This window comes from Enterobacter cloacae complex sp. P24RS (genome assembly GCF_014982165.1).
Classification (GTDB): domain Bacteria; phylum Pseudomonadota; class Gammaproteobacteria; order Enterobacterales; family Enterobacteriaceae; genus Enterobacter; species Enterobacter quasihormaechei.
Window position 1 is genome coordinate 25153 of record NZ_JADCKU010000011.1, and the last position, 21643, is coordinate 46795.

Consider the following 21643-nt stretch of genomic DNA (forward strand, 5'->3'; position numbering starts at 1 on the left):
GGCAACAGCGTGTATGCCTTTCTATACTGAAGGAAAGCTCCAGAATAATGGGCATGTCGTGAAAAACAGGGGGCAAGGGATGTTGCTTAAGAAGAATCGTGGTCATCAGCTGTCTGCGCTGAGTTTATGCCTGACGGTGATGTTTGCTCCACTGTTTAGCGCTCAGGCCGATGAGCCTGAAATTGTACCGACTGACAGCTCCGCGACGATGGGCGCGCAGCCGACGTCGCTGTCACAACCGCTGGATCAGTCTCCGGCGACGGCCATTATGGCCGGCATCAAACCGCTGCCGGAAGGCATCGACACGGAATCATTACGCCAGCAGCTGATGACCGGGCTGCCCTCGGGCTATACCCCCGCTTATATTAATCAGCTTACGCTGCTTTACGCCGCGCGCGACATGAAGCCGATGTGGGAAAATCGCGATGCGGTCCGTGCCTTCCAGCAGCAGCTGGCTGAAGTGGCGATTGCAGGTTTTCAGCCGCAGTTCACCACCTGGGTTGAGCTTCTGACCGACCCTGCCGTGACCGGACAGGCGCGTGACGTGGTGCTGTCTGACGCCATGATGGGCTACTTACAGTTTGTGGCGGGCATTTCGGTGAACGGCAACCGCTGGCTATACAGCAGTAAACCGTACAAGCTGGCGACGCCTGCGCTGTCCGTCATCAATCAGTGGCAACTGTCGCTCGATAACGGTGAACTACCGCGCTTTATCGCAAGCCTTGCGCCTGCCCATCCGCAATATGCCACGATGCATCAGTCGCTCCTTGAGCTGGTTGCGGATTCCCGCCCGTGGCCTCAGCTGCGTGGAACAGCAACGCTTCGTCCGGGGCAGTGGAGCAGCGATGTGCCTGCGATCCGCGAAATTATGAAACGATCCGGCATGCTTGACGGCGGCCCTAAAATTGCCCTGCCAGGCGACGAGACGCAAAACGCGGTCGTCAGCCCGTCGGCGCCGGTAAAAGAGAAAACCGCCGTTGCGCAGAGCAATAAGCCCGCCGCTTACGATCGCGAGCTGGTTGCGGCGGTTAAGCAGTTCCAGGCTGCGCAGGGGCTGGGCGCCGACGGCGTGATTGGTCCATCCACCCGCGACTGGCTGAACGTCTCTCCGGCCCAGCGGGCAGGGGTGCTGGCGCTGAATATCCAGCGCTTGCGCTTGCTGCCGGGCACGTTATCCACCGGCATTATGGTTAACATTCCGGCCTACTCGCTGGTCTACTATCAGGACGGAAGCGAAGTGCTGGCGTCCCGTGTGATTGTAGGTCGACCTGACCGTAAAACGCCGATGATGAGCAGCGCGCTGAATAACGTGGTGGTTAACCCACCGTGGAACGTGCCGCCGACGCTGGCGCGCAAAGATATCCTGCCTAAGGTCTGGAATGACCCGGGTTATCTGGAGCGACACAACTATACGGTGATGCGCGGCTGGAACAGCAAAGAGACGATTGATCCCTGGATGGTCGACTGGTCAACGATTACCCCGTCGAACCTGCCGTTCCGTTTCCAGCAGGCACCGGGCGCGCATAACTCGCTGGGACGTTACAAATTCAATATGCCAAGCTCGGACGCTATCTATCTGCATGATACCCCGAACCATAATCTGTTCCAGAAAGACGCACGCGCGCTCAGTTCTGGCTGCGTTCGCGTGAATAAGGCCTCGGAGCTGGCGAATATGCTGTTGCAGGATGCAGGCTGGAACGATACGCGGATATCAGATGCCCTGAAGCAGGGGGATACGCGTTACGTCAATATCCGCCACAATATCCCGGTCAATCTTTACTATCTGACGGCGTTTGTGGGGGCAGACGGACGTACCCAGTATCGTACAGATATTTACAATTATGATCTGACAGCGCGATCCGGCGCACAAATCTTGCCAAAAGCGGAACAATTAATCAGGTAAATGAAGTAGTTCGGTGAAAATGATTGTCGTAAGTTATGGTGAATATAAGGCGATCTGTCTTCAAGCCGCGTATTCACTGGGGTTGGGCGCCTTGACGTAGCAGGTTTTGCCAGTTATGGTGCCCTTCGTGCGCTAAGCATATTGACAATTTCTTTTACCTGTAGACCTGATTATCATGGACAAATTTGACGCTAATCGCCGCAAATTGCTGGCGTTAAGTGGCGTTGCGCTGGGCGCAGCTGCCATCCTTCCGACGCCAGCATTTGCCACCCTCTCGACACCTCGTCCGCGTATTTTAACGCTCAACAATCTGCATACTGGTGAGACGCTTAAAGCGGAGTTTTTCGATGGCAGAGGCTATATTCAGGATGAATTAGCAAGACTCAACCATTTTTTCCGTGATTTCCGCGCGAACAAAATCAAAGCCATCGATCCTGGATTATTCGATCAGCTTTACCGCTTGCAGGGACTGCTGGGGACCAAAAGGCCGGTGCAGCTCATTTCTGGCTATCGCTCTCTGGATACCAACAATGAACTGCGCGCCCACAGCCGTGGGGTAGCGAAAAAAAGCTATCACACGAAAGGGCAGGCGATGGATTTCCATATTGAAGGCGTTTCGTTAGCCAATATTCGCAAAGCGGCGTTATCTATGCGCGCAGGTGGTGTAGGATACTACCCACGTAGCAACTTTGTGCATATTGATACCGGGCCGGTTCGGCACTGGTAATAACGAAACACAGGAGCAGTATGAACTATCGTATTATTCCGGTTACCGCATTCTCACAGAACTGTTCATTGATTTGGTGTGAACAAACTAAACTGGCCGCGCTTGTCGATCCCGGCGGAGACGCTGAGACAATCAAGCAGGAAGTCGCTGCCAGCGGTGTAACGCTGATGCAGATTTTACTGACCCATGGTCATCTCGACCATGTGGGTGCAGCGGCTGAACTGGCTGAACACTACGGTGTGCCGATTATCGGCCCGGAAAAAGAAGATGAGTTCTGGCTACAGGGATTACCTGCTCAAAGCCGTATGTTTGGCCTGGAAGACTGTCAGCCACTGACACCTGACCGCTGGCTGAACGAAGGCGATCGCGTTAACGTAGGGAATGTGACTTTACAGGTGTTGCATTGCCCGGGGCATACGCCCGGTCATATCGTCTTCTTTGATGACTCGTCGCGTCTGCTGATTTCGGGTGACGTGATTTTCAAAGGGGGCGTAGGACGCAGCGATTTCCCGCGCGGCGATCACGGTCAGCTGATTCAGTCGATTAAGCAGAAGTTATTGCCGTTAGGTGATGACGTGACGTTTATTCCTGGCCACGGTCCGAAGTCGACGCTGGGCGATGAGCGGTTGCATAACCCGTTCCTTCAGGATGAAATGCCCGTCTGGTAAACCCGGTTAAATAAAAAAAGCCTGCATGATGCAGGCTTTTTTTGTGGGTGCTGATTACAGCACTGCGACAATGGCTTCGCACAGTGGTGCCATGTTGTCAGGCGTCATGCCTGCAACGTTCACGCGACCAGAGGCAACGGCATACACGCCAAACTCTTCACGCAGGCGCAGCACCTGCTCTTTGGTCAGGCCGCTGAAGGAGAACATGCCGTTCTGCTTGATGATGAAGCTGAAATCACGGTTAGCGCCTTTCTCTGCCAGCGTGTTCACAAACAGCAGACGCATGCGCTGAATGCGTTGACGCATATCGTTCAGCTCTTGTTCCCAGATTGCGCGCAGCGCATCGTTGCTCAGGATCGTCGCAACGACAGACGCACCGTGTGCTGGTGGGTTGGAGTAGTTAGCGCGGATCACGGACTTCATCTGGCTGAATGCGCGATCGACGGTTGCTTCGTCAGCAGCCACCAGCGTACAGGCACCGACGCGCTCGTTATACAGGCCAAAGTTCTTGGAGTAGGAGCTTGCGACAATCAGTTCCTGATGCACTGCGGCGAAGGCGCGCAGGCCTTCAGCATCTTCTTCCAGACCACGGGCAAAGCCCTGGTAAGCGAAGTCGAACAGCGGCAGCCAGCCTTTTTCTACAGACAGCTTAGCCAGCTGTTCCCACTGCTCAAGCGTAGGATCGATACCGGTTGGGTTATGGCAACAGCCGTGGAACAGCACCACATCGCCCGCCTGGGCTTCGCTCAGGCTGGCCAGCAGGCCGTCGAAGTCCAGCGCGTGGTTTGCCGCGTCGTAATAGGCATATTCACGCACTTCCAGACCCGCGGAGTTGAACACGCTCTTGTGGTTCGGCCAGCTTGGGTTGCTTACCCACACGCGCTTGACGGAGGTGTTTTTCGCCAGAAAATCTGCCGCCACGCGCAGTGCGCCGGTACCGCCAGGGGTCTGCGCCGTGCGGGCGCGTTTTTCGCTCACAATGGTGCTGCCTTTGCCGAACAGCAGCTCCTGGGTGCAGCGACCAAATTCAGGAATACCATCAATACCGAGGTAGTTTTTGGTGGTTTCGTTTTCCAGCAGATACTGCTCAGCTTTTTTAACGCTGGTCAGTACCGGAGTCTTGCCGGTTTCATCTTTATATACACCAATACCCAGGTTGATTTTGCCAGGGCGGTCGTCGGCACGAAACAGATCGGCCAGGCCCAGAATTGGGTCGGCAGGAGCGGCAGTAATGTTCTCAAACATGACGAAGTTCCATTGTGATTACAGAAGTGAAATCCGCTATCAGGTTAACGGTAGATTTACAAAATGCCAACCGTTTGCGACGAAAAGCGTGCGGCTTTTCAAAAGTCGCTATTTTTTTCTTTCAGGAATAAAAAAACAGGGCCGAAGCCCTGTTCATTAAGCATATAACAATGAGGTGTGTTGATTAGAACTGGTAAACCAGACCCAGAGCCACGATGTCATCATTGTTGATGCCCAGCTTGTTGTCGTCTTTCAGCTGGTTGATCTGGTAGTCAACATAGGTGGACATGTTTTTGTTGAAGTAGTAGGTCGCACCGATATCGATGTAGTTGATGTAGTCTTCGTCACCGATATTTTCTACGTCTTTCGCTTTAGATTTGTAGTAAGCGATGGACGGGCGCAGGCCGAAGTCGAACTGGTACTGAGCCACAACGGAGAAGTCCTGAGATTTGTTAGCGAAACCTCTGTTGCTCAGGCGCGCTGCGTTACGCATTTCGCCGTATACCGCTGCCAGGTAGATGTTGTTCGCGTCGTATTTCAGACCGGTAGCCCACTGCTCAGCTTTATCGCCTTTACCCCAGTCCAGGGTCTGCTGGTTGTTGGTACGGTCAGCTGCGCCGTAAGCACCCACGATGCCGAAGCCTTCGTAGTCATAGCTCAGAGAGGTCGCCCAGCCGTCGCCGTTAGAACGTACTGCGATATCACGCTCGTTCTTGCCCAGGTACTGAACGCCAAAGTTCAGACCATCAACCAGGCCGAAGAAGTTGCTGTTACGGTAAGTCGCCAGACCACCGGTACGGCCAGAGAAGAAGTTATCGGTTGCGCCGGTGTCACCACCGAACTCAGGCAGCATATCGGTGATGCCGATTGCGTCATAGACCAGGCCGTAGTTACGACCGTAGTCGAAGGAGCCTGCATCGCCGAATTTCAGACCTGCGAATGCCAGACGGGTTTTGTTGCCGTTCTGTGCATCTGCGCCTTCAGAGTTGTTACCCTGGAAGTTGTATTCCCACTGACCATAACCGGTCAGCTGATCGTTGATCTGCGTTTCGCCTTTGAAACCCAGACGCGCGTAAGTGTTGTCGCCATTGCTGCCGTCATTATCAGAGAAGTAATGCAGGCCAACTGCTTTCCCGTAAAGATCTAATTTGTTGCCGTCTTTGTTATAGATTTCAGCAGCGTTTGCTGCACCGGCTACCAGCAGGGCAGGGACTACCACTGCCAGGATATTGCGCTTCATCATTATTTATTACCCTCATTGGTTTTTTTATGACACTCGCCACTGCCGTCAATAAATTCTGTCAATAAATATTTCCGGAACTATTGATGAGAGTTAGGTGTCTTTATGTGTCTGACAGGCATCTTTCCATTCATAGAAGCGTTTCGCTACACTGAAAGTGCTACAATCTTCAAGATTCAGTTACAAAAAGAAAATATGTGTAACTAAATATGTATTTTCGGGAACTTTGTGAAGCACCTCAAATTTCAGCGCAGTCTGGTGAATAAAACATCCGCTTTATTCTTATATATATGATTTCCTTATATTTAATTTAGCTAAAGGCCTTTCCTATAAACAGAAGTTAAACGGGTCATTTTTTCTTATGATCGGCAAAAGCCATCCAGATGGCTAAGAAGTTGATTGTTTTTTGTGCTATTACGTAAGAATTGCTTTAAGCGCAATAAGAATGGGGTTATTTTTTTTGTCGCCAGATGTTTCGTGGAAACAAAACGTAACAGGTAGAGGTTATTGCGGGGTTGTGGTTTAAAGATGCTTACTTTTGACTGACGAAAACTGACGTTGCAGGATAAAATAATGGCCAGCAAGTGCTGGCCATTATTGATGTGGACGGTTAGAAGCTTGCGTTACGCGGCGTGCGTGGGAATGGAATCACATCACGTACGTTCTGAACGCCTGTCACGTAGGCAATCAGACGCTCGAAGCCCAGGCCAAAGCCGGAGTGCGGCACGGTGCCGTAGCGGCGCAGGTCGCGATACCAGCTGTAGTCCGCCGGGTTCAGACCCATCTCCTGCATACGCGCGTCCAGCACGTCCAGACGTTCTTCACGCTGGGAACCACCGATGATTTCGCCGATGCCCGGTGCCAGTACGTCCATCGCAGCAACGGTTTTACCGTCTTCGTTAAGGCGCATATAGAACGCCTTAATGTCTTTCGGATAGTTTTTCACCACCACCGGTGCTTTGAAGTGCTTCTCTGCCAGATAACGTTCGTGCTCGGAGGAGAGATCCACGCCCCAGTAAACCGGGTTCTCGAATTTCTCACCGCATTTTTCCAGGATAGCGACCGCATCGGTGTAGTCCACCTGCGCGAAGTCTGCGGAAACAAAGCGCTCAAGACGGGCGATGGCGTCGTTATCGACACGCTCAGCGAAGAATTTCATGTCGTCTGCGCGCTCTTCGAGAACCGCTTTGAACACGTATTTCAGCATCGCTTCTGCCAGGCCTGCCACGTCATTCAGATCGGCAAAGGCCACTTCCGGCTCCAGCATCCAGAATTCCGCCAGGTGACGGCTGGTGTTGGAGTTTTCCGCACGGAAGGTTGGGCCGAAGGTGTAGATCTTAGACAGCGCACAGGCGTAGGTTTCGCCGTTCAGCTGGCCGGAAACCGTCAGGAAGGCTTCTTTACCAAAGAAGTCTTTGTCGTAATCGACTTTACCTTCCGGCGTACGCGGCAGGTTTTCCATATCCAGCGTTGAAACGCGGAACATTTCACCTGCACCTTCGGTATCAGAAGCCGTGATCAGCGGGGTAGAAACCCAGAAGTAACCCTGCTCGTCAAAGAAGCGATGCAGCGCCTGCGCCAGCGTATGACGCACGCGCGCAACCGCACCAATCAGGTTGGTGCGCGGACGCAGGTGCGCGACTTCACGCAGATATTCAATGCTGTGACGCTTTGCAGCCATCGGATAGGTGTCCGGATCTTCAACCCAGCCGGTCACTTCCACCGAGGTCGCCTGAATTTCGTAGCTCTGACCCTGGCCCGGAGAGGCCACCACAACACCGGTGACGATCACGGAACAGCCTGTTGTCAGGTGCAGAACGTCATCATTGTAATTGGGCAGAGAATTATTAATGACGGCCTGTACAGGATCAAAGCAGGAACCGTCATAGACGGCGAGGAAGGAGATGCCAGCTTTAGAATCTCGGCGAGTACGCACCCATCCGCGCACGGTGACCTCCTGGTCAACGGCGACACGGCCCTGGAGTACGTCGGCTACAGGCACAACGCTCATAATATTCTCTCTGTTAATAGTCGGAAAAAATAAACACTTGTCCGCCCTTATTGGGGGGATATCTATGTTACCTGCCATCCGCTATCAGACAAGTAAATTTCACCGTCTTGAGAGAAGAAATAAGAAATAAATAAGAGAAGGGGAGCCATGAAGGCTCCCCGAAGCGGTTAACTGGCTTTTTTGACCTGAGGAAGATCGAAGGCTTTGCGTAATGCGCGAACAAACGCTTTGTCATGGCAGATGGTTTTGCCCGGGCTGTCGGAGAGCTTCGCGACCGGCTTACCGTTACATTCCACCAGTTTTATAACGATGTTCAGCGGTTTCACCTGAGGAATATCGCAGGTTAACCGCGTACCAATCCCAAAACTCAGGTTCACTCGGGAAGAGAAGTGACGATAAAGGTCGATGGCTTTTGCCAGGTCAAGGTTATCGGAGAAGACCAGCACCTTACTCATTGGGTCGATACCCAGCTTTTCGTAATGGGCAATGGCTTTCTCACCCCATTCAACCGGATCCCCGGAATCATGGCGTAACCCCTGGTAGCGTTCGGCAAACTCAGGGCCAAAGTCGCGCAGGAACGCGTCCATGGTAATGCAGTCGGTAAGGGCAATACCCAGCCGATCCGGGTATTCATCAAGCCACGCGGCGAGGGCGGCTCGCTGGCTGTTAGCGAGGTCTGGGCTGATCTGCTGGTGCGCCTGGAACCATTCGTGCGCCTGGGTGCCCATCGGCGTTAAATCAAGACGGCGCGCCAGATCGTAGTTACTGGTGCCAACGAACCACGGCTCCTGTTGCAGGCGTCTGACGATGGCTTCCTGAACCTCGCGAGAGAAGCGGCGGCGCGTGCCAAAGTCCATCAGACGGAATCGGGACATATCCAGCCCTTCGGTCAGCTGGTTAAACTCAACGAGTTTATTTTCCAGAGCGGCAACGGCCTGCGTCACACCGGTTTCAGGGGAACGATAGCGGTGGGCCAGCTCGCTGATCACTGCCAGAAGCGGCACTTCCCACATGATCACTTCGCGCCACGGACCGGTCAGGCGAATGTCCAGCTTGCCGTTATCATTGGTGACGGTGACCTGTTCCGGCTTATAGCGGAAGTCGCGCAGCCAGTTCAGATAGTCCGCTTTAAAGAAAGGCAGGCCAGAAAGCCATTGATATTCGTCATCGGTGAGCGCCAGATGCTGCATGGCATCGACCTGTTCACGAATGGAATCTGCGTAGATACCCAGCAAGTCGTCACCCCGGCAGCGAAATTCCGCCGCAACATGAACATCATGATAGTGGTGAAACACGGCTTGCTGCATATGCAGCTTGTACGCATCGGTATCCAGCAACGTATGCAGAACCGGAGAAGCGAATTGAGTCATAGGTGCGCTGTAGCATCCTCTCACGGGAGCGTTTAGTACAATAAACAACTCCGGAGTATACCCTGTTTAGTGATTTATTGAACCCCGATCACAACATAAGCACACTTTATGGTCGAGAGCATTTCGTGCCCTGTGTTACAAAAATGTAGCTAAAAAGGGCGTTGTGCCTGAAAAGATGAACATTCTGCATAGCGCGTTTTACACAACAGGAATATATTGAATCGTTACTCGACAAACGATGCATAAGGTTTTCTATGACACAACAGCCACAAGCTAAATACCGCCACGACTACCGTGCGCCGGAATACCTGATAAGCGATATCGATCTGACCTTCGACCTGGATGCCACAAAAACCGTCGTGACGGCGGTAAGCCAGGTGACGCGCCAGAGCGCGACAGCCGTGCCGCTGCGTCTGGATGGTGAAGACCTGACGCTGGTTTCCCTGCATATTAATGATGAAGCCTGGTCAGACTATAAAGAAGAAGGCAACCAGCTGGTCATCGACAACCTGCCGGAACGCTTTACGCTGCGCATCGTGAATGAAATCAGCCCCGCCGCCAATACCGCGCTGGAAGGGCTTTACCAGTCAGGCGTGGCCCTGTGTACCCAGTGTGAAGCCGAGGGTTTCCGCCACATTACCTGGTATCTGGATCGTCCGGACGTGCTGGCGCGCTTTACCACTAAAATTATTGCCGACAAAACGCTGTACCCGTACCTGCTCTCCAACGGCAACCGTATTGGGGAAGGGGAACTTGAGAACGGTCGTCACTGGGTGCAGTGGCAGGATCCGTTCCCGAAACCATGCTATCTGTTTGCGCTGGTGGCGGGAGATTTCGATGTTCTGCGCGACACCTTCAAAACGCGTTCTGGCCGTGAAGTCGCGCTGGAGCTGTTCGTCGATCGTGGCAACCTCGACCGCGCGCCATGGGCAATGACCTCCCTCATTAACTCCATGAAGTGGGATGAAACGCGCTTTGGCCTCGAATATGACCTCGACATTTATATGATTGTGGCCGTCGATTTCTTCAACATGGGCGCGATGGAGAATAAAGGTCTTAACATCTTTAACTCCAAATACGTGCTGGCGCGCACCGATACCGCAACGGATAAAGATTTCCTCGATATTGAACGCGTTATCGGCCACGAGTACTTCCACAACTGGACCGGGAACCGCGTCACCTGCCGCGACTGGTTCCAGCTGAGTCTGAAAGAGGGCTTAACCGTTTTCCGCGATCAGGAGTTCAGCTCCGATCTGGGATCGCGGGCGGTGAACCGCATCAATAACGTGCGTACCATGCGTGGCCTCCAGTTCGCAGAAGACGCCAGCCCAATGGCGCACCCGATCCGCCCGGATAAAGTCATCGAGATGAATAACTTCTACACCCTGACGGTGTATGAAAAAGGCGCTGAAATTATCCGCATGATCCACACCCTGCTGGGTGAAGAGAACTTCCAGAAAGGGATGCAGCTCTACTTTGAACGCCACGACGGCAGCGCGGCCACCTGCGACGATTTCGTCCAGGCGATGGAAGACGCGTCTAACGTGGATCTCTCGCACTTCCGCCGCTGGTACAGCCAGGCCGGCACGCCGATTGTGACCGTCAAAGACGACTACAACCCGGAAACCGAGCAGTACACGCTGACCATCAGCCAGCGCACGCCGCCTACGGCCGAGCAGGAAGAGAAATACCCGCTGCATATTCCGTTCAGCGTGGAGCTGTACGACAACGAAGGCAACGTGATCCCGTTACAGAAGGGCGGTCATCCGGTACACAACGTACTGAACGTGACCCAGGCAGAGCAGACCTTTATCTTCGATAACGTCTATTTCCAGCCCGTGCCTGCACTGCTGTGCGAGTTTTCCGCGCCGGTTAAACTCGAGTACAAGTGGAGCGATCAGCAGCTGACGTTCCTGATGCGTCACGCGCGCAACGATTTCTCGCGCTGGGATGCGGCACAAAGCCTGCTGGCGACCTACATCAAGCTGAACGTGAACCGTTACCAGCAGGGCCAGCCGTTGACGCTGCCGGTTCATGTGGCAGACGCCTTCCGTGCCATCCTGCTGGATGAGAAAATTGACCCGGCGCTGGCGGCTGAAATTTTGACGCTGCCGTCCGCGACTGAAATCGCCGAGCTGTTTGACATCATCGATCCGATTGCGATCGTGGCGGTGCGCGAAGCGCTGACCCGCACGCTGGCGACCGAGCTGGCGGACGAGTTCCTGGCGATTTACAACGCCAACAAGCTGGACGCGTACCGCGTGGAGCATGCGGATATTGGCAAGCGTACCCTGCGCAATACCTGCCTGCGCTATCTGGCGTTTGGTGAGGCAGAGCTGGCGAACACGCTGGTGAGCAAGCAGTACCACGAGGCCGATAACATGACGGATGCGCTGGCCGCACTGGCTGCAAGCGTTGTCGCCGAGCTGCCGTGCCGCGATGCGCTGATGCAGGAGTACGACGACAGGTGGCATCAGGATGGTCTGGTAATGGACAAGTGGTTCATCCTTCAGGCCACCAGCCCGGCAGCCGATGTGCTCAGCAACGTACGCAGCCTGCTGAAGCACCGTTCGTTCACCATGAGCAACCCGAACCGCGTCCGCTCGCTGATTGGCGCGTTTGCCAGCAGCAACCCGGCAGCGTTCCACGCCGAAGACGGCAGCGGATATCAGTTCATGGTTGAAATGCTGACCGAGCTGAACAGCCGTAACCCGCAGGTGGCGTCTCGTCTGATTGAGCCGCTGATCCGCCTGAAACGCTACGATGCACAGCGCCAGGCGAAAATGCGCGCCGCGCTTGAGCAGCTGAAAGGGCTGGACAACCTGTCTGGCGATCTGTACGAGAAGATTGCGAAGGCGCTGGCCTGATGTAAAAAAAGCCCGGTGGCGCTACGCTTACCGGGCCTACGTGGAGTAGCGGGGCATCGGTTTTCTCCCTCTCCCTGTGGGAGAGGGCATCAGGCATTAGCCTTAATCAATGCCCGTTCACTCACTCCACGTTTCATCACTCTATCCAGCACTTCCGCCTCCAGCTCCGCCAGTCTCGCTGACCCCACCCGGCGAGGGCGTGGAATATCCACCATCAGATCCAGACCGATTTTTCCCTCTTCTATTAACAGCACCCGGTCGGCCATCGCCACGGCTTCGCTGACGTCATGCGTCACCAGCAGCACCGTAAAGCCGTGCGCCTTCCAGAGCGATTCAATCAAATCCTGCATCTCGATCCGCGTCAGGGCGTCGAGGGCGCCGAGCGGTTCATCAAGCAGCAGCAGGCCGGGACGATGAATCAGCGCGCGCGCCAGCGCCACGCGCTGCTTCTGTCCTCCCGACAGCGCGGCCGGCCACTCTCCCGCGCGATTCTCCAGCCCGACCGCGGCGAGTGCCTGCCGGGCTTCCTCCTGCCAGCTGCCCTTCAGGCCCAGCCCGACGTTATCCATCACCGTTTTCCACGGCAGCAGACGCGCGTCCTGAAACATCATGCGCGTATCATCCTGAATAGTGGCCAGCGGCGTCGTGCCCGCCAGAATGTCACCGCCGTTGGGGGCTTCCAGCCCGGCTAAAAGACGCAGCAGGGTACTTTTGCCGCCACCGCTGCGTCCGACAACGGCCACAAACTGTCCGGCAGGGATATGCAGATCCAGTGCATTCAGAATGGTGTTTTCGCCGTAGCGTTTGGTCACGCCGTTCAGCAGTAACGGTGTCCCCTGGTTCAGTCGTGCAGTATTCATGCTTTCGCCTCCTGAGCGGTATAGGCCGGGTTCCAGCGCAGCCAGCTACGTTCCAGCCACTGGGCGCTGACGTCCGCCAGTTTGCCGAGCAGGGCATAAAGGATAATGGCAACCACCACCACGTCCGTTTGCAGGAACTCGCGGGCGTTCATCGCCAGATAACCAATGCCGGAGTTTGCCGAAATGGTTTCCGCCACGATCAGGGTGAGCCACATCAGGCCGAGCGCAAAACGTACGCCGACCATAATGGAGGGCAGGGCGCCCGGCAGGATCACATGGGTAAACAGAGCAAAACCCGACAGGCCATAGCTGCGGGCCATCTCAACCAGCCCGCGATCGATATTGCGGATCCCATGCCAGGTATTGATATAAATCGGGAACAACGTCCCCAGCGCCACGAGGAAGATTTTGGCGCTCTCATCAATGCCAAACCACAGGATAACCAGCGGGATCAGCGCCAGATGCGGCACGTTACGCAGCATCTGAACGGAGGTATCCAGCAGCCGCTCGCCCCAGCGGGACAGGCCGCTGATGAGCCCCAGGGTCAGGCCGATGCTGCCGCCAATCGAAAAGCCGATTACGGCGCGCCAGGAGCTGATAGCCAGATGCTGCCACAGCTCACCGCTGGCGCTGAGCGACCAGAACGCTTCCACAACGCCTTCCGGCGAGGGCAAAATGCGGCTCGACAGCCAGCCGGTTGACGACGCCAGCTGCCAGACGAGGACAATGCCGACGGGCAGAAACCACGGCGCGGCGCGCAGCAGCCATTTTTGTGCGATTGCAGACATGGCGGCTCCTTAGCTTTGCGCGACTTTTCTCGGAATAAACGCGTTCGCCACGGCTTCACCCTGCAACTGAAGCTGACGCGGCTGCGGAATTTCCGGGATAGCGACATCCAGATGCGGGAACAGCAGTTCACCCACCTTGTACGCCTCTTCCAGATGCGGATAGCCGGAGAGGATAAAGCTGTCGATTCCCAGCTCTGCATATTCATTAATGCGTGCCGCCACGGTTGGACCGTCGCCCACCAGCGCCGTACCGGCGCCGCCGCGCACCAGTCCCACACCGGCCCACAGGTTTGGGCTGATCTCCAGATTCTCGCGCTTGCCGTTGTGCAGGGAGGCCATTCGGTGCTGGCCTACGGAGTCGGTTTTGGCAAAGGCGGCCTGTGCTTTGGCGATGGTGTCGTCGTCCAGATGAGCGATCAGACGGTCTGCGGCTTGCCAGGCCTCGTCGTTGGTTTCACGTACAATCACATGCAGGCGAATACCGAAGCGTACCGTACGACCATGTTCTGCGGCTTTAGCGCGTACCTGGGCAATTTTCTCTTTAACCAGCTCCGGCGGCTCGCCCCAGGTCAGATAGAGATCGACCTGCTCGGCCGCCAGCGCCTGCGCCACGTCAGACGATCCGCCGAAATAGAGGGGAGGGCGCGGCTGCTGTACCGGCGGGAAGTAGAGCTTCGCATCGCGAACGTGGATATGTTTTCCTTCGAAGGTAACGGTTTCCCCTTCCAGCAGACGCCGCCAGACGCGGGTGAACTCTGCGGAAGCTTCATAACGCTCGGTATGATCGAGGAAGACGCCGTCGCCCGCCAGCTCCTGCGGATCGCTGCCCGTCACCAGGTTGAACAGCGCGCGTCCGTTGGACAGCCTGTCCAGCGTTGCCGCCTGGCGCGCCGCGACGGTGGGAGATACTACGCTCGGGCGCAAGGCTACCAGGAACTTCAGGCGCTGGGTGACGGGGATCATGGATGCGGCAACCAGCCACGCATCCTCACATGAGCGGCCCGTCGGGATCAGCACCCCGGTAAAACCGATGCGGTCTGCCGCCTGGGCGATCTGCTGTAGATAGCCGTGATCGACCGGGCGGGCGCCTTCTTCTGTACCAAGATAATGTCCATCACCGTGAGTGGGTAAAAACCAGAAAAGATTCAGACTCATGATTTTTTTCCTTCATTGCCAGCGGGTTGCCAGATGCGTTCGCGAATATTCACCTGCTTTGGAACCAGGCGGTTTTGATAAAAGAGATCGGCCGTTTGCTGCTGAAGCGCGGCAACGTGGGCGTTAACCGGCGCAATGGTGGTGGGTGGACGATGGTCAAGATACGTGGCGATCACCGGTTCAGGTAAGCCCATGGTTTTTGCCAGCAACGTGATGCTCTGCTGACGCTGGCTCTGGGTCAGCGCATCGGCCTGGGTAAAGGTATCCAGCACCTGCTGAATAAAGGCGCCATTTTTCTCTGCGTACGGACGTGCCGCCAGGTAGAACGAACCGGTCTGCTTCAGGGTGGTGCCGTCTTTCAGCACCCTTACCCCGCCCTGCAACAGCGCGGCGGAGTAGTAGGGATCCCAGATTGCCCAGGCATCGACGTTCTTTTGCTGAAACGCCGCGCGCGCATCGGCAGGCGTCAGGTAAACGGGCTGGATATCGGTGAATTTAAGGCCGGCTTCCTGCAACGCGCGCAGCAGCAGGTTGTGCGAGCTGGAACCTTTCTGGAAAGCAACCTTATGGCCTTTAAGATCGGCGACGCTTTTAATATCGCTGTTTTCCGGTACCAGGATCACCTCTGCCTTCGGCTTGGCGGGCTCAACGCCAACGTAAACCAGATCCGCCCCGGCAGCCTGAGCAAAGATAGGCGGGATATCGCCGGTGCTGCCTAAATCAATACTCCCGACGTTCAGCGCCTCCAGCATCTGTGGTCCGGCGGGGAACTCGACCCAGGAGAATGTGGTCTCCGGAAAGCGCGTCTCCAGCAGCGCATGGCTTTTCGCCAGCACCATGCTGACGCTGCCTTTCTGATAACCGATACGCAGGCTCTCCGGCGCGGTCTCCGCCGCCTGAGCCAGTGACGCCACTGCCAGCAGACCTGCCAGCCCGATACGGGTAACGGTTTTAAACATGGGCCACTCCTTGTGATTGATGACTTGCCGCTGCGTGACGATCCCGGCGGTTGAGGGCATGCCAGAAGGTTTCAAGCGCGCCGTCGAGGCGGGTTTGCAGGTTCGGCGTAAAATGCGGTTTATGCTGATAATCAATCACCTGTGAATCATCAGCGAACACGCCATGCAGGATCTCCTGGGCTTTCAGGGCGTTCAGAACCGGCTTGAGGGCATAATCTACCGCCAGCAAATGGGCGACCGTGCCGCCCGTGGCCAGCGGCAGGACGACCTTGCCGTCCAGCGCGCGTTCGGGCAGCAGATCGAGCAGCGTTTTCAGCGCGCCGGAAAAAGAGGCTTTATAAATCGGTGTCGCGACGATCAGCCCGTCAGCACTCTTAAACTGTTCGATCAGGGTTTTCAGCGCCGGGCTGTCAAAACGGGCGTAGAGCAGATCTTCAGGCGCGAAATTGTGTAAATTCCAGTGACACACTTCCACATCCAGAGCATTAAGCTTTTCGCGAGCGTATTCCAGCAGAGCGCTGGAGCGAGAGGGGAAGCGTGGGCTTCCGGCCAAAGTAATGACGCGCATGGTTGCTCCTTATAACTAATTGTTTGCTTTTATCTAACATTCATAACAATTTTCAGGAGTGTGACATTGCGTGGTTATTCCACTAAATGATTTATCCTCAGGATGAATGCTGAAAAATGCATAAGAAGCTTGCCGATAAGTAAACGATTGCGTTTTAAACGGCTTTTTTTGCCACAGGTCAATTCCCTTTCCGGGCGGGATCGCACATAATCCCCTCCCGGTTTGCACACCGGGAATCCAGGAGAGTTCATGTACTACCCCTTCGTTCGTAAAGCCCTTTTCCAGCTCGATCCTGAGCGCGCTCATGAATTTACATTTCAGCAGTTACGCCGTATTACAGGAACGCCTCTGGCCGCGCTGGTGCGTCAAAACGTGCCGGAAAAACCCGTTCAGTGCATGGGTCTGACGTTCAAAAATCCACTGGGCCTGGCGGCTGGTCTGGATAAAAATGGCGAATGCATTGATGCACTCGGTGCGATGGGCTTTGGCTCAATCGAAATCGGGACGGTGACGCCGCGCCCGCAGCCGGGAAATGACAAGCCGCGTCTGTTCCGCCTGGTTGAAGCCGAGGGGCTGATCAACCGCATGGGCTTTAATAACCTTGGCGTCGATCGTCTGGTTGAGAACGTAAAAAAAGCCCATTTTGATGGCGTGCTGGGTATTAATATCGGCAAAAATAAAGACACCCCAGTCGAGCAGGGTAAAGATGACTATCTGATTTGTATGGAAAAAGTCTATGCCTATGCGGGTTATATCGCGGTGAATATATCATCGCCTAACACCCCAGGGCTGCGTTCATTGCAATATGGCGAAGCGCTCGACGATCTTCTTAGCGCCATTAAAAATAAACAAACGGCGCTACAGGCGATCCACCATAAATATGTCCCGGTCGCAGTTAAGATCGCCCCGGATCTTTCGGTTGAAGAATTGATCCAGGTTGCCGATAGTTTAGTTCGCCATAATATTGACGGTGTGATTGCGACCAATACAACCCTCGACCGTTCCCTCGTTCAGGGAATGAAAAACTGTGACGAAGCGGGTGGATTAAGCGGACGTCCGGTTCAATTAAAGAGCACTGAAATTATTCGCGCACTGTCTGCGGAATTAAAAGGCCAGCTGCCGATTATTGGCGTGGGCGGCATTGATTCCGTCATTGCTGCACGTGAGAAGATGGCGGCTGGTGCATCACTGGTGCAAATTTATTCCGGCTTTATTTTCAAAGGGCCGCCGTTGATTAAAGAAATCGTCACGCATATCTAATCTTTTCTCTTAATCAGACAACCAGGGCTTTATTTCCAGCCCTGGTTGTTTTATATTCCGTCATTGTTGCTTATTTAGACATTATAGTCTTTTATTACTAGTGTTATAAGCGAAGCGGCAAACAGGACATTTTTAGTACAGGACGTTTTGGGGACGGGAGAGAAACATGCGAATTAAACCTGACGATAACTGGCGCTGGTATTTTTGTGAAGAGCATGACCGCATGATGCTCGACTTAGCCAATGGCATGTTGTTTCGTTCTCGTTTTGCGCGCCGAATGTTAACCCCAGACGCGTTTGCTCCTTCAGGCTTTTGCGTTGACGACGCCGCGCTCTATTTCTCTTTCGAAGAAAAATGCCGCGACTTCGATCTCTCCAAAGAACAGCGCGCTGAACTGGTATTAAATGCGCTGGTGGCGATCCGTTTCCTGAAACCACAAATGCCGAAAAGCTGGCATTTCCTCGCGCACGGCATGAGCTGGACCCCGGCTACCGGCGATGCGGCAAGCGTCAATCTGAGCGATACCGAAGAAGAGGTGAATTTGCTGGTGGTTGAACCCGGTGAAAACGCCGCGCTCTGTCTGCTGGCCCAACCCGGCGTGACCATTGCCGGGCGAGTGATGCAGTTAGGCGACGCCATTAAAGTGATGAATGACAGGCTGAAGCCACAGCTGCGCGTGGATGCCTTCAGCCTCGAACAGGCGGTTTAAGCTTCGAGCTGTACGCTCGTTTTTGGCACACAGCTACAGCACAGGATCGTGCCGTCATTGCCAATCGCAGATTTCTTCAGGGCACTCACTTCACCATCGACCAGTTTAATGCGACAGCATCCGCAGATCCCCGCGCGACAGGAATACGGTACGCGGATCCCTGCCTGTTCCAGCTGCTCCAGTAGCACCTGCTGATTATTGCCACGAATGACCTTGCCTTCCCAGTGAATATCCACCGCAGCGGCGACGTTTGTCTCAGGGGCGGCCATTTCATCTTGCTGGCCTGCGCCGTACACTCGTGCAGGCCCGCGAGTCAGAATTTCGACCTCGTCGCCCACGCGGATCACGCCGCTGGAGCGGGGGATCAGATTCTGGCCGAAGTCGACATCACCCTTATCCTGCGCGGTACGAAATGACTGCAACGTTTTCAGCGGTTCGCCGGAAGGGTGTTTCTGGCCTTTCTCCGGGCTGACGGTGGTGAAAATACAGCGGCTGCACGGCTTCACGACATCAAAAATAACGCTGCCGATGCGGATGACTTTCCAGGTATCTTCATCCCAGGCGTCCGCGCCGGTCACCACCAGATTTGGGCGAAACTGCTCCATCTGCACGCTGGCTTTGCAGCGGCGCTGTAGATCACGCAGCGAGGCCTCGCTGGTCAGCAGGAAGGGAAATCCATCCGCGAAGGAGAGGGGAACCGCGTCGTGGCGTTTTACGCGACGGGTCAGCGCGGGTCCAACCCAGCGCAGCTGAACGTCGCGGGAGAAAAAGCCGCTCAGCCACTGGTTTATAGCGTCCGGCGCGATACGCGCGGTAAAATGATTCCCCCATACTTCCGTTGGCGCATCGACGGGCGCAAAATCAGCAAAGCGGACAACCACGCTTGAGCCGTCCGGCGCGGTCAAATGCAAACCGTCATGAAGCGGGGAAGGGGTAAAGCGAACCATTTGCGGGAACTGGCGAGCGGTGATGAACGTACCGTCAGGCTCGGTGACCATAAAAATGCGATCGAAGGCGAAGCCGCTCATATCTGCCAGCGCGTGGGTCACGCCGATGCCGCGCATGGATTTCACCGGATGAATAAAAAGCCTGGATAACGTCGCCACTGCACACTCCCGCTAAAGAAATAAGCCTTCAACTTTATGACATACACGCCATATTAGCTATAATGCGCGACAATTTTCTATGAGTAAAAGTGACGATATGAATTCTCTGTTTGCCAGTACGGCCCGTGGGCTGGAAGAGCTGTTAAAAACTGAACTGGAAGGCCTGGGCGCGAAAGAGTGCCAGGTGGTTCAGGGTGGTGTCCATTTTGAGGGCGACACGCGGCTTATTTACCAGAGCCTGATGTGGAGCCGTCTGGCGTCGCGCATCATGCTGCCGATGAAAGAGTGCAAGGTCTACAGCGATCTTGATCTCTACACCGGCGTACAGATGATCGACTGGACAGAGATCTTCACGCCGGATGCCACCTTTGCGGTGCATTTCAACGGCGTCAACGACGAGATCCGCAACAGCCAGTACGGTGCCCTGCGCGTCAAAGACGCCATTGTGGACTGCTTCACGCGTCGTAATAAAGAACGTCCGAACGTTGACCGTGAAAACCCGGATCTGCGCATCAACGTCTGGCTTAACGGCGACACGGCGAGCATCTCCCTGGATCTGAGCGGGGCGGGCCTGCATCTGCGAGGCTACCGCGATCGCACCGGCATGGCGCCAATCAAAGAGACCCTGGCCGCCGCGATCGTGATGCGCTCCGGCTGGCAGCCAGGTACGCCGTTGCTCGATCCGATGTGCGGTTCCGGTACGCTGCTGATTGAGGCCGCGATGCTGGCCACCGACCGTGCACCAGGGCTGCATCGTGGACAGTGGGGCTTTAAAGGCTGGGCGCAGCACGATGAAGCCATCTGGAAAGAAGTTAAAGACGACGCGCAGACCCGCGCGCGTAAGGGGCTGGCGGAGTACACGTCTCACTTTTACGGTTCGGACAGCGACGCGCGGGTAATTGAGCGCGCGCGCAGCAATGCCCGTCGTGCCGGGATCGGTGAGCTGGTGACCTTTGACGTTAAGGATGTGGCGAACCTGACCAATCCGCTGCCAAAAGGCCCGTATGGTACCGTTATCAGCAACCCGCCGTACGGTGAGCGTCTGGGCAGCGAGCCTGCGCTGATTGCCCTGCACAGCCTGCTGGGCCGCAACATGAAGGCGCATTTCGGCGGCTGGAATCTTTCTCTGTTTAGCGCCTCGCCGGAGCTGCTGAGCTGCCTGCAACTGCGTGCAGATCGCCAGTTCAAGGCGAAAAACGGCCCGCTGGACTGCGTACAGAAAAACTACCATCTGGCAGAGATTGCGGCGGACAGCAAACCGTCCGGCGTGGCGGAAGACTACGCCAACCGCCTGCGCAAGAATCTGAAGAAATTTGAGAAGTGGGCGAAGCAGGAAGGCATTGAATGTTATCGCCTGTACGACGCTGATCTGCCGGAATACAACGTGGCGGTTGACCGCTATGCGGACTGGGTGGTGGTTCAGGAATACGCTCCGCCGAAAACCATCGATGCGCAAAAAGCGCGCCAGCGTATGCTGGACGTGATTGCGGCCACCATCGCCGTACTCGGCATTTCGCCAAACAAGCTGGTGCTGAAAACCCGCGAGCGTCAGAAAGGCAAAAACCAGTATCAGAAGATGGGCGAGAAGGGCGACTTCATCGAAGTGGGCGAATATAACGCTCGCCTGTGGGTAAACCTGACCGACTACCTCGATACCGGCCTGTTCCTCGACCACCGTATCGCCCGCCGTATGCTGGGCCAGATGAGCAAGGGCAAAGACTTCCTGAACCTGTTCTCCTATACCGGCAGCGCCAGCGTTCATGCGGGGCTTGGCGGGGCGCGTAGCACCACCACGGTAGATATGTCCCGTACCTATCTGGAGTGGGCAGAGCGCAACCTGCGTCTCAACGGCTTAACCGGTCGGCAGCATCGTCTGCTACAGGCCGACGTGCTGGGCTGGCTGCGTGACACCGACGAGCAGTTCGATCTGATCTTCATCGATCCGCCGACCTTCTCTAACTCCAAGCGTATGGAGGATAGCTTTGATGTTCAACGCGATCACCTGCGCCTGATGACCGACCTGAAGCGCCTGCTGCGTAAAGGCGGCACCATTATGTTCTCGAACAACAAGCGCGGATTCCGCATGGATCACGACGGCCTGGCCGAACTGGGACTGAAAGCACAAGAAATCAGCCAAAAAACGCTGTCTCAGGACTTTGCCCGTAACCGTCAAATTCATAACTGCTGGCTGATCTCCGCGGTCTGAA

Annotated in this window: 17 protein-coding genes; 7 read left to right on the forward strand and 10 right to left on the reverse strand. The window is 55.4% G+C overall.

The window, feature by feature from the left end; translation table 11 throughout:
* The first annotated feature begins 79 nt into the window (after window positions 1-79).
* From ldtD to INF58_RS13005, 3 genes are all read left to right on the forward strand, one after another.
* Window positions 80-1903, forward strand: coding sequence for a L,D-transpeptidase (gene ldtD / locus INF58_RS12995; RefSeq protein WP_063449155.1), 1824 nt, complete (start codon window positions 80-82; stop codon window positions 1901-1903).
* A 175-nt stretch (window positions 1904-2078) separates the two neighbouring features.
* Window positions 2079-2630, forward strand: a complete 552-nt coding sequence (locus INF58_RS13000; protein ID WP_193527832.1) for a YcbK family protein — start codon at window positions 2079-2081, stop codon at window positions 2628-2630.
* Between the two features lie 20 nt (window positions 2631-2650).
* Window positions 2651-3298, forward strand: a complete 648-nt coding sequence (locus INF58_RS13005) for an MBL fold metallo-hydrolase (RefSeq protein WP_063866286.1) — start codon at window positions 2651-2653, stop codon at window positions 3296-3298.
* 54 nt (window positions 3299-3352) lie between these two features.
* On the opposite strand, the gene INF58_RS13010 is transcribed toward INF58_RS13005, so the two are convergent.
* The 4 genes from INF58_RS13010 to pncB form a co-directional block, all read right to left on the reverse strand.
* Window positions 3353-4543 carry an amino acid aminotransferase gene (locus INF58_RS13010; RefSeq protein WP_102749628.1) on the reverse strand — a complete coding sequence of 397 codons (1191 nt, stop codon included), beginning with the start codon at window positions 4541-4543 and terminating at the stop codon, window positions 3353-3355.
* A gap of 184 nt (window positions 4544-4727) precedes the next feature.
* Window positions 4728-5786, reverse strand: coding sequence for a porin OmpF (gene ompF / locus INF58_RS13015; protein ID WP_063866289.1), 1059 nt, complete (start codon window positions 5784-5786; stop codon window positions 4728-4730).
* 607 nt (window positions 5787-6393) lie between these two features.
* Window positions 6394-7794: an asparagine--tRNA ligase gene (gene asnS, locus INF58_RS13020; RefSeq protein ID WP_003858191.1), complete on the reverse strand. Its 1401-nt coding sequence runs from the start codon at window positions 7792-7794 to the stop codon at window positions 6394-6396.
* A 167-nt stretch (window positions 7795-7961) separates the two neighbouring features.
* Window positions 7962-9164: a nicotinate phosphoribosyltransferase gene (gene pncB / locus INF58_RS13025; RefSeq protein WP_063449151.1), complete on the reverse strand. Its 1203-nt coding sequence runs from the start codon at window positions 9162-9164 to the stop codon at window positions 7962-7964.
* 254 nt (window positions 9165-9418) lie between these two features.
* On the opposite strand from pncB, the gene pepN reads away from it, so the two are divergent.
* A complete protein-coding gene (pepN, locus tag INF58_RS13030; protein WP_193527833.1) occupies window positions 9419-12031 on the forward strand; it encodes an aminopeptidase N in 2613 nt (870 codons plus the stop codon).
* Window positions 12032-12120: 89 nt separating this feature from the next.
* Here pepN and ssuB read toward each other — a convergent pair whose 3' ends face one another.
* From ssuB to ssuE, 5 genes are read right to left on the reverse strand one after another with little or no spacing between them, the layout of a single operon-like run.
* The gene (gene ssuB / locus INF58_RS13035; RefSeq protein WP_063866291.1) at window positions 12121-12891 is read right to left on the reverse strand and encodes an aliphatic sulfonates ABC transporter ATP-binding protein; all 771 of its coding nucleotides are present in this window, start codon (window positions 12889-12891) and stop codon (window positions 12121-12123) included.
* Window positions 12888-13679, reverse strand: coding sequence for an aliphatic sulfonate ABC transporter permease SsuC (gene ssuC, locus INF58_RS13040; RefSeq protein ID WP_107535066.1), 792 nt, complete (start codon window positions 13677-13679; stop codon window positions 12888-12890). The genes ssuB and ssuC overlap by 4 nt, the downstream gene beginning before the upstream one ends.
* A 9-nt stretch (window positions 13680-13688) precedes the next feature.
* Window positions 13689-14834 (reverse strand): FMNH2-dependent alkanesulfonate monooxygenase, encoded by a 1146-nt coding sequence (gene ssuD, locus INF58_RS13045; protein ID WP_063866293.1) that lies wholly within the window; start codon window positions 14832-14834, stop codon window positions 13689-13691.
* Window positions 14831-15793, reverse strand: coding sequence for a sulfonate ABC transporter substrate-binding protein (locus INF58_RS13050; protein WP_193527834.1), 963 nt, complete (start codon window positions 15791-15793; stop codon window positions 14831-14833). The genes ssuD and INF58_RS13050 overlap by 4 nt, the downstream gene beginning before the upstream one ends.
* Window positions 15786-16361, reverse strand: a complete 576-nt coding sequence (gene ssuE, locus INF58_RS13055; protein WP_063449145.1) for an NADPH-dependent FMN reductase — start codon at window positions 16359-16361, stop codon at window positions 15786-15788. The genes INF58_RS13050 and ssuE overlap by 8 nt, the downstream gene beginning before the upstream one ends.
* 249 nt (window positions 16362-16610) lie before the next feature.
* Between ssuE and pyrD the strand changes: the two genes are divergently transcribed.
* Complete coding sequence (gene pyrD / locus INF58_RS13060) at window positions 16611-17621, forward strand: quinone-dependent dihydroorotate dehydrogenase (protein WP_063866295.1); 1011 nt, start codon at window positions 16611-16613, stop codon at window positions 17619-17621.
* A 166-nt stretch (window positions 17622-17787) separates the two neighbouring features.
* Window positions 17788-18330, forward strand: coding sequence for a cell division protein ZapC (zapC, locus tag INF58_RS13065; RefSeq protein ID WP_063866297.1), 543 nt, complete (start codon window positions 17788-17790; stop codon window positions 18328-18330).
* Here zapC and INF58_RS13070 read toward each other — a convergent pair.
* Window positions 18327-19436, reverse strand: a complete 1110-nt coding sequence (locus tag INF58_RS13070; RefSeq protein ID WP_193527835.1) for a YcbX family protein — start codon at window positions 19434-19436, stop codon at window positions 18327-18329. The two genes, zapC and INF58_RS13070, sit on opposite strands and share 4 nt — an antisense overlap.
* Before the next feature lie 97 nt (window positions 19437-19533).
* Here INF58_RS13070 and rlmKL point away from each other — a divergent pair, with 97 nt between their 5' ends.
* Complete coding sequence (gene rlmKL / locus INF58_RS13075) at window positions 19534-21642, forward strand: bifunctional 23S rRNA (guanine(2069)-N(7))-methyltransferase RlmK/23S rRNA (guanine(2445)-N(2))-methyltransferase RlmL (RefSeq protein WP_131637226.1); 2109 nt, start codon at window positions 19534-19536, stop codon at window positions 21640-21642.
* Window position 21643: the final 1 nt, after the last annotated feature.

Coding starts and splice junctions, on each gene's coding strand:
- INF58_RS13050 (WP_193527834.1), bottom strand. CDS start 15,793: ATGTTTAAAACCGTTACCCGTATCGGGCTGGCAGGTCTGCTGGCAGTG.
- INF58_RS13010 (WP_102749628.1), bottom strand. CDS start 4,543: ATGTTTGAGAACATTACTGCCGCTCCTGCCGACCCAATTCTGGGCCTG.
- INF58_RS13005 (WP_063866286.1), top strand. CDS start 2,651: ATGAACTATCGTATTATTCCGGTTACCGCATTCTCACAGAACTGTTCA.
- ssuD (WP_063866293.1), bottom strand. CDS start 14,834: ATGAGTCTGAATCTTTTCTGGTTTTTACCCACTCACGGTGATGGACAT.
- ldtD (WP_063449155.1), top strand. CDS start 80: ATGTTGCTTAAGAAGAATCGTGGTCATCAGCTGTCTGCGCTGAGTTTA.
- pncB (WP_063449151.1), bottom strand. CDS start 9,164: ATGACTCAATTCGCTTCTCCGGTTCTGCATACGTTGCTGGATACCGAT.
- ompF (WP_063866289.1), bottom strand. CDS start 5,786: ATGATGAAGCGCAATATCCTGGCAGTGGTAGTCCCTGCCCTGCTGGTA.
- zapC (WP_063866297.1), top strand. CDS start 17,788: ATGCGAATTAAACCTGACGATAACTGGCGCTGGTATTTTTGTGAAGAG.
- asnS (WP_003858191.1), bottom strand. CDS start 7,794: ATGAGCGTTGTGCCTGTAGCCGACGTACTCCAGGGCCGTGTCGCCGTT.
- ssuB (WP_063866291.1), bottom strand. CDS start 12,891: ATGAATACTGCACGACTGAACCAGGGGACACCGTTACTGCTGAACGGC.
- pyrD (WP_063866295.1), top strand. CDS start 16,611: ATGTACTACCCCTTCGTTCGTAAAGCCCTTTTCCAGCTCGATCCTGAG.
- ssuC (WP_107535066.1), bottom strand. CDS start 13,679: ATGTCTGCAATCGCACAAAAATGGCTGCTGCGCGCCGCGCCGTGGTTT.
- rlmKL (WP_131637226.1), top strand. CDS start 19,534: ATGAATTCTCTGTTTGCCAGTACGGCCCGTGGGCTGGAAGAGCTGTTA.
- INF58_RS13000 (WP_193527832.1), top strand. CDS start 2,079: ATGGACAAATTTGACGCTAATCGCCGCAAATTGCTGGCGTTAAGTGGC.
- ssuE (WP_063449145.1), bottom strand. CDS start 16,361: ATGCGCGTCATTACTTTGGCCGGAAGCCCACGCTTCCCCTCTCGCTCC.
- pepN (WP_193527833.1), top strand. CDS start 9,419: ATGACACAACAGCCACAAGCTAAATACCGCCACGACTACCGTGCGCCG.